Here is a 14141-nt window from a genome sequence, read left to right as displayed (position 1 = left end):
CCTAAAACCAAAATAACCACCCCTAAAAACCACATATTAAAACGAAATCAAAAGACAAACAAACCAAATTCCAATAAAAATTATAAAAAATATCGAAAAACATAAGTTAAAAATTAATACCCCTTTACTATATTCTTTTTTACCTAAAGCAATATACGAAAATATAATAGAACCACCCAAAGGAACTAATAAAGCATATAAAATATATGTAATATCATCTCCAAGACTTCTATGTAAATTACCAGAATCCAAATAAATAAAATCATTATAATAAGCAATATATATATATATTGCTATACAAAAAATAATATTCATTCCTATTCCAAAACAAGTAGTTTTACTCCGTAATATCTTCATTTTCATTCTCCTTCTAAACACTTTATACATTGTAAATAATACCATTTCAAATTCATTTAATTACTTAAAATCCCAATTTTTAAAACCAAAAGAATAACAAGGGAATGCTTATAGACTGATCTATACTGCATTCCCTTATTGTATGTATGCTATATTCTTATTCGCCTTTTCTAACAATAAAACCACAAATCTTGGCGAAGACCTTGGTTTTTGCCCTGTCCTGGGGTCCGTCCTCGCTTTTTATTCCACGATTCCCTTGACCACGAGCCTCCGAACCCTCATCATCAAAGAACTTTCACGGCATAAACGCTATGACTCAGCAAATCACTTCCAAAATTGATACCATTTCTTTTCATTACTTGCCGCAACCATCTGTTTTACTTCTTGAAGTTCTCGCATAACAGTCATAACAGCTTTATCACGATCAGTAACCTGTTGTTTTTCTATAGCATTAGAATGAGTTAATAACTTTTGTTGCGATTCCAATAAGTTTGTTAATTGGGCTATCTGTTCATTTTGATTTTGTAATTGCTTTTGTTGTAATTCTACTGTGTTTTTTAATTCTCTCAATACTTCTTTTAAGAGTAATTTGCAAGCATCTTTCAATGTAACTTGTGGCATACTTTTTAACTCTATTAATCTTTGCAATAACGTAACATCATAATCATTAAAAATAATTTGTTCCCGTTTGTCCGTTTTAAAGGCACAACAGTTATAACCCTCAATTATATTTTTGATATATAAATTATAATATTATTAGGCAAATATTAACACTTAAAATATACTTAAATTGAGAAGCAATCTATTTATTTTTACTGTTTTGGGGGGGACCTGTTTTTTTAGTTGATAGCGATGGGGCAAACACTCATTATCTGAATCTGTCCTTATAAATCAATGTTATCAAATTGATTGAAAACATAAGTTGTTTATCGGTAGAAGAGAAAAAAGATGGAAATTATTGTAATTTTCTAGTAAAAGATACAAAATATAAAATAGTGGTTAAGTTTATGCTCTAATTACTATAAAGTGCAAATATTAAAGTGCTTTATAGGGGCTATATTGCAAATGGATTGATTTCTTGAAAAGGGGTGATTCAACAAATGAATAGGTGGACAAAGTTTTCAATGATTGTAGTCAGTGTTGTGGTATTTAGTATATTTATAGGATATATGGTGGGAATGTTTTTCAATTCTGGAAGTGACAATAAGCAAGCACAAGAGAGAATAGTTGTTGCCAAAGGTGAGGAAATTGACGATTTGGTCAACTCTGAGGGTGTCATAATCGACTCTATGCACAAAATGCTGCATCAAAAAGTAATAGCTGATACAAAGATTGGGTTTATCGTAATGTCTCCTGAGAATATTAAAAAGCTCCGTCACTTGTTAGATCAAAGTGATAAAATACTCGAAAAAGAAAAATATGTTGAGATTTTAAAGCGTTGGGAAAAAGGAGATTTTTCTCAGGCGGTTGAGGAACATAATTATATGTTGGAGCAAGCAGGTGGGGAAAGTACGGGGAAAGCCAAAAGATTAGCTACTCCAAAAGAAGAAAAAGCATATCTCAAAGAGCAAAGCAAAAAAGAAGGTTCTAGTGCAAAAATAGAATAAAAGATAATAAAGCGTATAGATTCCTAAGGGAATTGTATCTTATGCTGTAAGCTCCAAAAATTGTTGTATCTACTCTATTGATATTGTTATATTTGGAGAGTAGATATTAAATGATAGAATGTAAAAGGGAGATTTCAAATTGAGTTCTCCCTTTTACAATTTACTTGAAAAATAACTTCCCCTTATAAGTTTCTATATAGATGCGCCCGTCGCCTTCTTCTTTTATTTCGCTATCAAAATGTTTTATCCAATCAACAATCCCTCGATCACTTTCTGTGACATTTTCTCTTACATATAGATATGAATGAATTGATTTATAAAAAGTATAGTTAGTTAAAAGTCTTTGACCAAGAGAAATAGGAGTATCTGAATTTGGAGTCTCCTGAATTATATATGGAGATGGGAGAATGTTATTACTGTTAACATGTACATAATATTTGGATTGATTAATGGCCCATTTTAGCCATATGATTTGAACTATTATTATAACTATGGTTACCGTTTTTTGTGTTTTTTTAAAATTTTGTCCTGTAAAAGAGTAGTAGGTAAAAATCGGAATAGTAAATAAACCAACCAAAGCTACCCATTTGTCTATTGGTGCACCATTTATCCAGAAGATAAATCCTAAAGCTTTTGTAAATAAAAATAAAAAAACAAGACTTGTGAAAATTATTGATAAATAGTATGTTTTGTTTTTCATGATTTTCTCTCCAAAATATATGTTCATAAAACGAGTATAAGAGTATTTTAAAAAGTGTATATCATATAGATGTAGAGTACAAAATAGTAACTTAAATTAAATATTGCAAGCATAACGCGTTGGTAAGTTTTACTGGCTCCAGCTGAAAATAAAACACCTATAAGTGGTGCAAATAAACCAACTTTCCAAAAGACATTTGCTGATCCACCTATTTCTAATGTATTTTCATTTACTATAGTTAAGAGAGCGTAAGGTACACATATTAAAGATAATATAGCTCACTTGTTCAAAGCCCCACCTCTTTTCGATTTTTTAATATAAATAAAATATTAATTTTATCCATAGATTATTGTATCAATTAAAGGTTTGTATAGGGAATTTTTCTTTGGAATATTAAAATGGTTTCTATTTTATATTTATTAAAAATAGAGAGTAGGAAAAAATCAGCCCAAGCTATACATATACTTCTGGTACAAGGATACTATTCTTTACAATTGAATATCTTTTCTATTATAAAGTTTAAAAACCTCTACATATTAGTAGAGGTTTTTAAATTGCATATTAATGAATTATACTTTTTCAGATAAACGAAAATTATAGAATGCATAATTTTAACTAGATTTATTATTAATTAATTTATCCCCACCACCAAGCTCTGCCTCAATCTGCGAATTCTTCGATGACTCATCCATACGCCAATACGAAATAAAGCTTATCGCGATACATCCAGCTACATAGAAGTAGAATAGTGACTCCATTCCGATACTCTTTAGCCATAATGCGATGAACTCAGCTGTTCCGCCGAATATCGCAACGGTTAGCGCATATGGTAAACCTACGCCAAGTGCGCGAATTTCAGTTGGGAAGAGTTCGGCTTTTACAATTGCGTTAATGGAAGTGTAGCACCGATCATCATGAGTAAGAATGCACCGATTGAATTGGCATACTTTGGAGTGACCCAATAAAGTGAGACAAGGATAGAACACCCAGTCTGTAGTATGTAGATGTAAACGACAAATTGAAGGTGTTTCTTTCTTTTGTAGGGAGCGTGGGTGCCGGTGTGGGATTGGTTGGTGGTTTTGGTTATAGTTTTCACGAAATTTGTCGGTAAGTCGATATGTTGTGTCGAATCGTCGATATATTCGGAGTTGTGATCGATATAATTGGATAATCGTTGATATATTTTTGTAAAGAGTGGGATTAGTTGTAGACTAATGATCAGCGACTGTCTATATTTGCATCTACTATCATATAATTCCTCTTATTTTTTAACTATAATTTTAATGACGAACTTCTTTTTGTTGGGAAAGCACGTAAAGTAAGACAACGTATTAAAAAATCATCGTGATGAAGTGTATCGTATTGATGTATGCATTGTAGAAGATCCGATGGAAAGAGAAATTTACGAAACATATATGATTAACGAGTTTCAAGCAAAGTATAATGTGGATAAAGTATTATATAAATAACATCAACGTAAAACATGATCTTCGTACTACATCAAGATCATGTTTTTTTATATGCAATAAAAACAATTGATCATTCTTAATCATTCGACAAGATGCAACAATTTAAGATTGTATTTTTTGCTATGATAAGTAAGGAATTTACATATCGTGTTATTGGGGGATAAAAAGAGATGTTGAAAAAATTTACTACATGTATTTTAGGTGGCGCTTTAGTATTCAATTTATCTGGTTGCGGCAATACATCCGACAAAACTTCTTCAGAATCTAAAGAAACCAATTCTAAACAAGAAGAAAAGAAAGTGCAAACAACTGATGAGGCGAAAACGAAAGAGAATACAAAGCAGAAAAATACAGAACAAACAAAAGAGAAATCAAAAATAAAAGAAAAAGAGTATGCTGTAAACAAGGATTTTCATACACCTAAATTTGATGTAACTGTAAAAAGAGTTGTAGAAAGAGATAAGGTTGGTAAAGAGAGTATAGGATTCCAAAAACCTGAAGATGGACATGTCTTTATTGTTGTAGAAGCAGAAGGAAAAAATATCACAAACGAATCGATGAAATTAGCCGTTTTACCATCAGTGGATTTAGTGGATGAAAATGATAATACTTACCAAAGTGATGTGTGGGCAGCTAGTAGTTATGGGGTTGAAAAAGGCGAAACCTCTACTATTACTAAGGAATTAAAACCAGGGGAGGTAAGGAGAGAAAGTAAAGTTTACGTGATTAATAAAGAAAAATTTGATACAGGAAAATGGTATGTAGTTGTTAACCATGAGTATAAGGAACAAATTAAATAGTGTTTATTAAGAGGAGGTGGCTCCTCTTTTTTTGTTACAAGTTAACACAGGATTTCGTTATAATGTAGAAATTTAATGTTTTCGGAAAAAAGAATTGACTTCTATATTAGTTGTAACTAAAATGGTTACATAAAGATGTAATTGATTTAGTTACAACTAATATCAGCTAAAAAATATGATTTATATATTTAATTAAGGATGGTGTTCCATACGTTGCCACCCGGTGTAGACAGTTACTAACGCATTCAAATCAATGCATATTCCAAGCTTTAGTATTTTCTGTTACGGGGCAATAAGGTGCAGCGTTATCTTTTGTTAAAAACCTTGGTTGATCTTTCTTTGGAAATATTAGTTTTGGGGAAATATAGTAAGGTATCTAAAAAAAGAACAAGGTATAAAAAGATGTACTTATATAAACCAAAAATTTAGTTGAGCTGGATAATAAAAAGAAAGGTAGGAGATTTAAATGGAGAAGAAACAAGATAACCTTATTTACGTATGGGACGCATATTGTGGATGGTGCTATGGTTTTTCAGAAAGTATTAAAGGATTTTACAAAAACCACACTGAAGTGCCATTAATGGTTTTATGTGGAGGGTTATTTTTAGATAATTTACCAATGAAAAACTTCTCATATATAGAAGAAGGAAATAAAAGAATTAATCAACTTACAGGTGCTGAATTTGGTCCTTCATATCAAAAACTGGTGGAGGAAGGGACTTTTAAAATGAATTCGAAAGATGCTGCAATTGGCTTTTCAGCCTTACGCTCATTAGCGCCAGACCGTTTATTAGAATTCACTTCGGCTATGCAAAAAGCGTTTTATTATGAGGGCCAAAGTCTGAGTGATCCTGAAACATATCGTAAGATTGCAATCGAGCATGGTTTGGACCCTGAACAAGTATTAGAACGTTTAAACGCTCAAGAAACAATAATAGATGTCCAAAATGATTTCAATAAAGTTCGACAGCTTGGTGTTAATAGTTATCCTTCATTACTTTTACAAAAGGATAATCAAATTATCCCTATTGGTGGTGGCGTAATGACGCCGGATAAAATTGAAGCGCGTTTTAAAAATTTATATTAAGAAAATTTAGGATATAGTAGCAAACATGTTATCTTAGGCCACCTGACATTCATCTCCGGAATATTCGCCAGTACTATTACACTTTCAGATAAATGGGAGTGGGAGATTTTATCGGAACAAGATAAAAATATGATAATTAGTTAATAACTTTAACAAAAGGAGAATAACATACTATGTTTAAAACAATCGATACAAATCAAAAAGATGTGAAATTAACGGTGTTTAGTTCGGACGAAAAAAGCTTTATGGTCACAGCAACCTTAGTTGAGAAAGCAGGACATGCATTTTTAATAAACTCAAAATTTACTCAGTCTGATTCGAAAGAAATTGTTGAGTATCTGAAAAAAAACGACTTATCTTTAGATAAAATCTTTATTACTCATGGGGATCCTGATTACTACTTTGGATTAGAAAATATTAAAGCTGCTTACCCAGAAGCTATAGCGTATGCTACAGAGACTACTGTTGAACATATCGTTCATTCTGTACTAGGGAAATTAAAAGTTTGGAAAGATGCCCTTGGAGAAAACGCGCCAAGTAACGTGGTATTACCCCAAGTGTTTAAAGAAAAAACAATTGATTTTCAAGGGTTAACATTTGAACTAGTAGGCTTAGATCATTATAGAACAAGCCTATTTAATAAAGAACTAAAAGTATTAATTGGTGGTATTGATGTCTTTAACGAAATACATGTATTCTTAGCGGATACTAGCTCAAAAGCGGCTATGGAGGCATGGATTGAGAACTTGAAAGTGTTACAAGCATTACATGCTGACATAATTGTACCTAGCCATGGGTCAATCGAAAAATCCCTAAATAATCAAGCGCTTACTGCGACAATGGATTATCTAAGAACTGCGGTTCAAGCTTCTGAGGAAAGTGAAACTTCAAAAGATTTTGTGGCAAAACTTGAAGCAGCATATCCAGGCTATGCAAATAAAGGTGTATTAGAATTAAGTGCAAAAGTTGTAAAAAAAGAAATGCCTTGGGGTTAATGTTATGAATAAATATCAAAAACTATTACATGAAACGTATGTGTTAACTGGCGAAGGAAAATTGGATGCGTTCAAAACGTATTTAAGTGAAAATGTATCTTGGACAGAAGCTGCTGGGTTTCCATATGCAGGTACTTATATAGGTCCAGATGAAGTAGTGAAAAACGTACATGAACGTCTTGGTACGGAATGGGATGACTATAGTGCTAAAGATGAAATTTATACTTTTAATAACGATACTGTTATCGTGTATGGAAAATATAGTGGAACATATAAAGCTACAGGGAAGTCATTTGTAGCAGATTTTTGTCACCTTTATGAGTTTGATGAGAACGATAAAGTTAAGAAGTTTATTCAAATTGTGGACAGTGCAACTGTTAATGAGGTATTAAGTTAGAGTTAATCGTTTCTAATATGCCTTGTATAGGGGGGAGTGTTAGGATAAATGAAATTTCCTAACATTACCCCTGACATTACATTTTTGGGAAGGGTTTTACTTCCCAAAAATGTAATGGAATATAATTTATATGATTAGAAGAGGTAGGTATATATGAAATTAGAGAAAAGTTTAATAGTAATAATTATTTCTGTGTTTATTTTAGGAATTGTGTCCACTTTGATATTTCAAGCTTCCACCGGTAATAACAAGGGGAACTCAATAAAGAGCGAAAATGTCGCTTCTGTATCAAAAGAAGTAAAAGAAAATGAAAAGAATAAAAAGATGGTAGTTGATTTCTATAATGAAGTTTTTAACAAACATAATATCGATATTATCCCTAAATATGTTAGCGAAGATTATAAGCAACATAATCCTTTTGTTGCTGATGGAAGAAAAGCCTTCATGGATTTCTTTAAGGAGGATTTTGTTAAAAATCCTAATTCCTCTGCAGAGATTAAACGTGTAGTAGCTGAAGGGGATACAGTTGCTCTTCATGTGCATTCTCGTACTAATTCTCAAGATAAGGGAGTTGCTATAGTGGATATATTTCGTATCAAGGATGGAAAGATCGTTGAACACTGGGATGTAATTCAAGAGATTCCAAGTGAAGCAGCTAATGATAATACGATGTTTTAGATAGAAGATATATCTAATAATTGTTTAATTGATAGTGCTGTATAGAATTTAGAAATTTATATAATAAGTTATCAAATTTGGAAATCATTTAAAAATAGCATATTAAATGATGGCACAAATTAATACGAAATAGCTCTTTAATAAAAAATCCTACTCATTAAAAAATGAGTAGGATTTTTTATTAAAGAATAGTGCTAATTTTGTGGTTCGGCACCATCTAAATTTGGAAACCATGAAAGTATAGGGACTCTGCCAGCCTTTATCCACTGAACATCTGTGGTATGGTTTTGGTTGACGCTGCACCGGAATATAAAGAACTTGCCTATGAAAAGGTTCTACCCGAAAATCTGCTTGCAAGAAATAGGGAATATTACGAGAATCCTATGTTGAATAGTGAGAAGATTGATAAAATACAAAGTTATAAGCAAATCGTTGATCATTCAAATCAAAGTAACCTCCCTCTTGCAATTATTACAAGAGGTTTACCTGACAATGTTGAAGAGGGATGGCCATCTCAAGAAATATTGAAAATTGAGCAAAAACTCCAAGCAGAATTCCAATGGCTATCAACGTCAAGCAAGTACCGGATTGCTAGTCGAAGTGGACATTATATTCATCATGATGAGCCCGAAGTTGTTATAGAGGAGATTATGTTAATGTTGAAGGAGATGGGGAAATGAGCGATACAAGGATTAAATTGATGCTGGATTTACAAAGAATTGAGAAGGATGAGTATCAGTTACACGAAGGTGAGCAGCATCAAGATTTCTTACCTTTGTTACTTCAATATATTGGAGATCCTCAGCCAGAATTACGGGATAACCTGATTTATTCGATGTTTTATATGTGGATTAAGGAAGAGAATAGATTCTGTGAAGAGGAGTTACGAAGCCTCTTAACTGTTCTGACTGATGAGAACCATTTGTTCTATGGTATTGGTAGCGAGGATGATCAGTCAGTTTTTACAAGGACGTTCTCTGCCTTACCTATCGCTTTGATTGTGCAACGCCACAGACAGAATCCATTTTTTAATCAAGCGGAAATTGAGCAATTAATGCATGTGATGCTCCGTTATTATAAAGAGGAGAAGGATCTGCGAGGTTACCTTTCAGTAGGAGGCTGGGCTCACAGCACGTCTCATGGTGCGGATGTTTTTGTTGAGCTGGTGCAGTGCGAGGAGAGCAGCGTCGCAATGCTGCGTGAGGTTCTTGTCGCTATTTCTGGCATGCTTCATAATGGTAGACACATTTTTAGCGATGAGGATGATGAGCGGTTGGTAAACATCGTGGATACGATGATTGACAAAGAGTTACTTCCACATCAAGAAATCGCTAATTGGATTAGCGGCTTAGCGCAATGCTGCAATTTGCCGAGAAGTCGCAGTCAGGTGATTGCTCGCGTGAACAGCAAGAATTTTTTACGCAGTCTCTATTTCAGAAGGGGACAAGATAGCCGAGGGAATGAGCTTAACACGGTCATACTTGGTACTGAGGCAATATTAAACAAGTTTTCTTTCAGTTAAAGGGTTAGAGGGGCCGTCCCCATCGCTATCAACTTAAGAAGAATAAACGCCACCAAAACAAAAAAAGCCCCAAATTTTTCTTAAAAATAAGTTGGGGCTTTTGAACCAGAAAAGTATGTTTTTAACTATGAAAACTACGATGAATTTTTCCTTTTTTCCTACTTGCTAAATTCAGCAAGTAAAATATTTTTAAAAGGATTAGGACTGTCAGTTCTACCCAAACTATTCCAATTGACGACCAACGTATGCTTGCCTCCAAGTTTACCTCCAACAAGAGTAGTAAACCCTAGAATGCCACCTGTGTGTCCCCATATCGAGACACCGCTTGGAAGCTTAGTTTCATAGATTCCAAGACCATATCCATCGATTCCTTCTTTTCCTGTAGGAACTGTAGTAAGCATTTGTTTTAGTTGCTGTTCTTTCAGTAATTTGCCACCGAGCAAGTAAGAGAAGAATTTGTTTAAGTCGTCAGCAGTAGAAATCATATCTCCAGCAGAGCTACCTGCACTTGGGTTATAATAAGTAACGTCTTTTAGCTCACTTGCTCCGTCTGGTTGGTCATATCCACGGGCATGGTTGGTGCCTGGAATAACGCTTGAATTGCCAGGTAGGAATGTATTCGACAATTCAAGTGGTTCAATAATCCGATTTTCAATCTCTTCCGCATAGCTGTTTCTGGTTACTTTTTCAATAAGAATACCCAGTAATACGTATCCTGTGTTTGAATAAGACCAGCCCTTTCCTGGGTCAAAGTCTGGGGGCAAAGAAATCCCCATCTTCACTAACTCTTCAGCCGTATACGATTTTTTTGTATCCGTAAAATCAGCGTCTTTTGACCTTGAGTATTCAGCGATACCACTTGTATGGTTCAATATCTGCCGGATAGTAATCTGGTTACCATCATATCCATTTCCTTGAATGACACCAGGCAACCATTTTTCGATGGAGTCGTTTAGATTCAGGCGGTTCTCTCCAGCTAATTGAAGTACAACTGTTGCGGTGAACGTCTTCGTCACACTGCCAATGCGAAAGCGAAAATCTGTTTTCATTGGTTTCTTGGTTCTCAGATCCGCTATCCCAGCGGCATAACCCCACGTTCTTCCACCCTCAGAAGTTTTAGCAAGTATTCCCGGGTATCCAAGTTGCAATGTATCCCGCATTGCTTGCTTGACGGAAGTACGATCTCGTTGAGTATTTGTTTGTAACGAACTAGATACATTTTGAGTGGGCTCTGCTTTTACAATTGAGGTTGGTGTTGTATATAACAGGGAACTTCCAGCTATTAAAAGGGCCAGACTTGCACAAGTAATTTGACTACGTATTTTCATAAGGCATTCCTCTCCTCTATTCATATTGTATAAGTGTTTGCTTACTGTTCCTTACTTCCTGACAAGACTTAGGGAAAGGCCCTCACGCATATCGATTAAAGCCCCAGTACAAAGGTATCTATCAATACCAACAATTTGAGCCATTTAAATCTCCATCCCTTCTATAACAAAATTAGTCAAAGGTATGAAAGCATATTATGTACCCGTAGTTATTGTTAGGATTAACACAACAGGAGACATAACCCCAACCCATATTTTACTTTATTTATCCATAATATGTATTGAGAAAGAATGTAAATTCGAATCCTTTCCGTACCCCAGCTATTGATCGTTTTTTTCACCTATTATAATTAGTTATTTAGAATTTCATAATAAAAAACTGTAAAAAAATAACGAGTCCCTTAACGAACAGGAAGTGGTCGAAAAATATGTCTATAGCACAATTTTCTTTTTTGATATGGTGACCCCATCGCCATATCAAAAAAAGAAAAGCATATACCCCAAAACGAAAAAATGAGCTTTTTTGTTACAAGTTAGTACAAAATTTCGTTCTGGGGTACTATAAAATTTTAGCTTGATGGGCATGTGGTCTTACCCCATACCCATCAACTTAAGAATTCAGAATTACCCCGAAACGAAAAAATGAGTTTTTTTGTTTCAAGTTAGCACAAAATTTCGTTCTGGGGGTACTATAAAATTTTAGTTTGATGGCGATGTGACGCTACCCCTATAATGAATATATTGTTTGATCGTTAGTATTTTCTATAGGGAATGAATCCAATCGAATGTTGTTTACGTACAATCATGACAAGAAAAAGAGCATCCTTATATTGTAAGGATGCTCTTGTATTTATTTCAGTACAGAAGGCGATGTCTTTTCTAACCAAAGAATGCCATCATATTGTTCTGTGGGAATCATGATTTCTTCTCTTTCTTTTTTCCCCCAATAACTTGCTGCAGTAGGAGTAAACATCCATGAAGTTTCTGGTCGGTTACTTTCTCCCCTTAGGTTAACAAAAACATGGGGACTTCCCACCGTGCTGATGATTTTTTCAACGCTTTGTTCTTCATGTTCATTATGTACAGGAATAACATCTTCATTGACATCATCCCAACTGCTTCCACTATACGCAAATACACCAATCGTGTACATTTGGTCTTTAATGCGCTGCGGAAGATAATCCATCATATTTGGGCCAACATAATTGTATTGTTGCGCCTTCGTCCAGTCTAATATCATTTTCGAATTTTGTTTTCGAATATGATAATTATGTCCCCACACAATGATTTTTTTGTTTTTATACTGCATTTCAGTGAGCCATGCGAAGTTTTGTGCCATTTTTCGATCTCGGATGTAAAAAGAATAGTCTGTCAGGTTAGGTGAGGGGATGCCACCTCTGACTTTCATATCTGCATCTAAATGCGTTTTAATCGCATCAATCCGTATACTGATTGCTTTCTCAAGGAAATTCACATCATACGCAGCATGAGGTGCAACTTGAGTCAATTCAGATTTATGATTCTGAATAAATGTTCTAACCTTTTCAAACTTGTTAATTACGGGCTGTATTTCTGCTTTAAATCGATCATAAGGATACGTACCTTCATATTTACTGTAATACCTATCTAGTTCAATTAACTCTGACACTGCTGTATCAAATTCAGATGCGACTTCAGGATTTAATTTTTGCAACCATTCTTTTGCATAGGAGCGGAATGAAGAATTATAAAACAAATTCATATCAAAACCAGCTAATGTGAGTGGCTTTCCTTTTTCTTTTTGTTCTTTCATATAGGTAAATAATTGTTCAAGTTCCTCAGTTTGCCATACAGGGTATAAAGATTGTTTCATCGCTTCCGTAGCGGTTAAGTGATCAAAATTTTGCTGAACAGCTGCTGCTTCCCCAAGCCCTGTTTCAAATGCAATCACATCATATCCCATTTCCTCATGTAAGTACTTAATCATACGTATTTTGGATTGATTCATTTCCTTCGCACCATGCGTACTTTCCCCAAGTACAACAATACGCTTGTCCTGTACGGCCTCTTTTAGAAAAGATAAATCTTCTGTTGTTTGGGAAGTGGGTTCATTTAATCTTTTTGCATGTCCATTTAGCCATTCCTCCCATTTGGGTTGATCGACTGGCTTTTCTGCTGCAAATGCTACAGATGTGAAGGTAGTACAGGCAAGAAGCGTACTCATTAGCCCGATTTTCCATTTTTTACGCACAACAACGCCTCCAAGAATCATATTTTTAGAGATTGAATAGAATCTGTATCAAAAATTTACTAATATACCATTATTTATAATAATACATATACAGATTCTAAACAATATTAATATTCTAAAAATTAAAAATCAACTTCGTACATAATGAAGAAACCTTCTATATGGGGTCACCATACATCACCATGGAGCTAAGAAAAGCAAATATCCCAAAACGATAAAATTGACACCCCCAGAACGAAATTTTTAGGCTTTCTTGTAACGAAAAAGCTTATTTATCGTTTTTGGGGTGACCTGTTTTCTTAGGTTGATGACAATGGCCACTCCCCCAAATACTCGAAAAAAATGCCCATTCCACTTAAACAAACTTGAAGATTACCCAAAAAAAGAGTTTAATAAAGATAAGTTTAAATAAACTATCAATTAACTTTTTAGTTGATTAATACATTGGAAAAGAAGGAATAATAATGATGTTTTTTTTGTTAATTATTAATGTGGGTTTTATATTTTTTATTCATTATATAAAGAAATGGGTATTTAAGTATGGAGTAAACCATCCAAGTTCAAACAAGCGCTATTTAAACCTTTTACAATTCGTTAAATTTGCTCCATTAATTGCATTACTTGTATTATTCGTACTGGTTTTAACAACTCTGCATACAAAAGCAGGTATTCGGCTATCTCATGCTTGGTATGCTGCACAATTTTGGGCTTATTATACGTTCTTGTTTTGCAGTTATATGATAACTAAGAAAAAAATTTTTCTGTTTTCGATGATTATATCTTTATTAATAGCCATTTATAACACTCCATTATTTCACTTTGAAAACCTATTTATAGGACATTATGTAGTTGTTGCTGATATTTTCGGAACTTTAATGTTTATAAATTTATGGATAGCAATATCAAAAATTTTAGTGGAAATGAAAAATAAGTAATTAATTTTGGTTCCTGTAATTGACTTAACAGAAATG

General features: G+C 33.8%; 14 protein-coding genes and 3 pseudogenes. 10 read left to right on the top strand and 7 right to left on the bottom strand.

The window, feature by feature from the left end:
• Positions 1-36 precede the first annotated feature (36 nt).
• Positions 37-357 carry a hypothetical protein gene (locus tag QEP67_RS23250; RefSeq protein ID WP_000698744.1) on the bottom strand — a complete coding sequence of 107 codons (321 nt, stop codon included), beginning with the start codon at positions 355-357 and terminating at the stop codon, positions 37-39.
• A 324-nt stretch (positions 358-681) separates the two neighbouring features.
• Entirely contained in the window at positions 682-1086 is a 405-nt protein-coding gene (locus QEP67_RS23245) for a DUF3967 domain-containing protein (RefSeq protein WP_033658791.1), read from the bottom strand.
• Positions 1087-1457: 371 nt separating this feature from the next.
• Between QEP67_RS23245 and QEP67_RS23240 the strand changes: the two genes are divergently transcribed.
• Positions 1458-1964, top strand: coding sequence for a DUF6241 domain-containing protein (locus QEP67_RS23240; protein WP_001082946.1), 507 nt, complete (start codon positions 1458-1460; stop codon positions 1962-1964).
• A 160-nt stretch (positions 1965-2124) separates the two neighbouring features.
• Here the strand turns inward: QEP67_RS23240 and QEP67_RS23235 are convergent, their stop codons facing one another.
• The 3 genes and pseudogenes from QEP67_RS23235 to QEP67_RS23225 form a co-directional block, all read right to left on the bottom strand.
• Positions 2125-2664: a hypothetical protein gene (locus QEP67_RS23235; protein ID WP_353706447.1), complete on the bottom strand. Its 540-nt coding sequence runs from the start codon at positions 2662-2664 to the stop codon at positions 2125-2127.
• Between the two features lie 47 nt (positions 2665-2711).
• On the bottom strand, positions 2712-2939 hold the full coding sequence (locus QEP67_RS23230) for a hypothetical protein (protein ID WP_306549699.1): 228 nt from the start codon (positions 2937-2939) through the stop codon (positions 2712-2714).
• Positions 2940-3275: 336 nt separating this feature from the next.
• A pseudogene (locus tag QEP67_RS23225) lies at positions 3276-3598 on the bottom strand (alpha-ketoglutarate transporter); the annotation flags it as partial.
• Positions 3599-3925: 327 nt separating this feature from the next.
• Between QEP67_RS23225 and QEP67_RS23220 the strand changes: the two are divergent.
• The 8 genes and pseudogenes from QEP67_RS23220 to QEP67_RS23185 all read left to right on the top strand — a co-directional run.
• Positions 3926-4133: pseudogene (locus tag QEP67_RS23220) on the top strand (nucleotide excision repair endonuclease); the annotation flags it as partial.
• A gap of 170 nt (positions 4134-4303) precedes the next feature.
• On the top strand, positions 4304-4933 hold the full coding sequence (locus QEP67_RS23215) for a hypothetical protein (RefSeq protein WP_048566943.1): 630 nt from the start codon (positions 4304-4306) through the stop codon (positions 4931-4933).
• Between the two features lie 466 nt (positions 4934-5399).
• Positions 5400-6020 carry a DsbA family protein gene (locus QEP67_RS23210; protein WP_048566944.1) on the top strand — a complete coding sequence of 207 codons (621 nt, stop codon included), beginning with the start codon at positions 5400-5402 and terminating at the stop codon, positions 6018-6020.
• A 173-nt stretch (positions 6021-6193) separates the two neighbouring features.
• Positions 6194-7015, top strand: a complete 822-nt coding sequence (locus tag QEP67_RS23205) for an MBL fold metallo-hydrolase (RefSeq protein ID WP_353706446.1) — start codon at positions 6194-6196, stop codon at positions 7013-7015.
• 4 nt (positions 7016-7019) lie between these two features.
• On the top strand, positions 7020-7412 hold the full coding sequence (locus QEP67_RS23200; RefSeq protein ID WP_064472791.1) for a nuclear transport factor 2 family protein: 393 nt from the start codon (positions 7020-7022) through the stop codon (positions 7410-7412).
• Between the two features lie 153 nt (positions 7413-7565).
• Positions 7566-8090 (top strand): ester cyclase, encoded by a 525-nt coding sequence (locus QEP67_RS23195; protein WP_000764219.1) that lies wholly within the window; start codon positions 7566-7568, stop codon positions 8088-8090.
• Between the two features lie 251 nt (positions 8091-8341).
• Positions 8342-8770, top strand: a pseudogene (locus QEP67_RS23190) (alpha/beta hydrolase); the annotation flags it as partial.
• Positions 8767-9612 carry a DUF2785 domain-containing protein gene (locus QEP67_RS23185; RefSeq protein ID WP_001285738.1) on the top strand — a complete coding sequence of 282 codons (846 nt, stop codon included), beginning with the start codon at positions 8767-8769 and terminating at the stop codon, positions 9610-9612. The pseudogene QEP67_RS23190 and the gene QEP67_RS23185, both read left to right, overlap by 4 nt.
• A 158-nt stretch (positions 9613-9770) precedes the next feature.
• On the opposite strand, the gene QEP67_RS23180 is transcribed toward QEP67_RS23185, so the two are convergent.
• Positions 9771-10940, bottom strand: coding sequence for a serine hydrolase domain-containing protein (locus QEP67_RS23180; RefSeq protein WP_000702511.1), 1170 nt, complete (start codon positions 10938-10940; stop codon positions 9771-9773).
• An 850-nt stretch (positions 10941-11790) separates the two neighbouring features.
• Entirely contained in the window at positions 11791-13170 is a 1380-nt protein-coding gene (locus QEP67_RS23175; protein WP_001228151.1) for an erythromycin esterase family protein, read from the bottom strand.
• Between the two features lie 464 nt (positions 13171-13634).
• Between QEP67_RS23175 and QEP67_RS23170 the strand changes: the two genes are divergently transcribed.
• Positions 13635-14105, top strand: a complete 471-nt coding sequence (locus tag QEP67_RS23170; RefSeq protein WP_064460033.1) for a hypothetical protein — start codon at positions 13635-13637, stop codon at positions 14103-14105.
• The last annotated feature ends 36 nt before the right edge of the window (positions 14106-14141 follow it).

It is taken from the genome of Bacillus cereus group sp. MS39 (assembly GCF_040448665.1).
GTDB lineage: Bacteria > Bacillota > Bacilli > Bacillales > Bacillaceae_G > Bacillus_A > Bacillus_A wiedmannii.
This window is presented reverse-complemented; position numbering and strand designations above follow the sequence as displayed.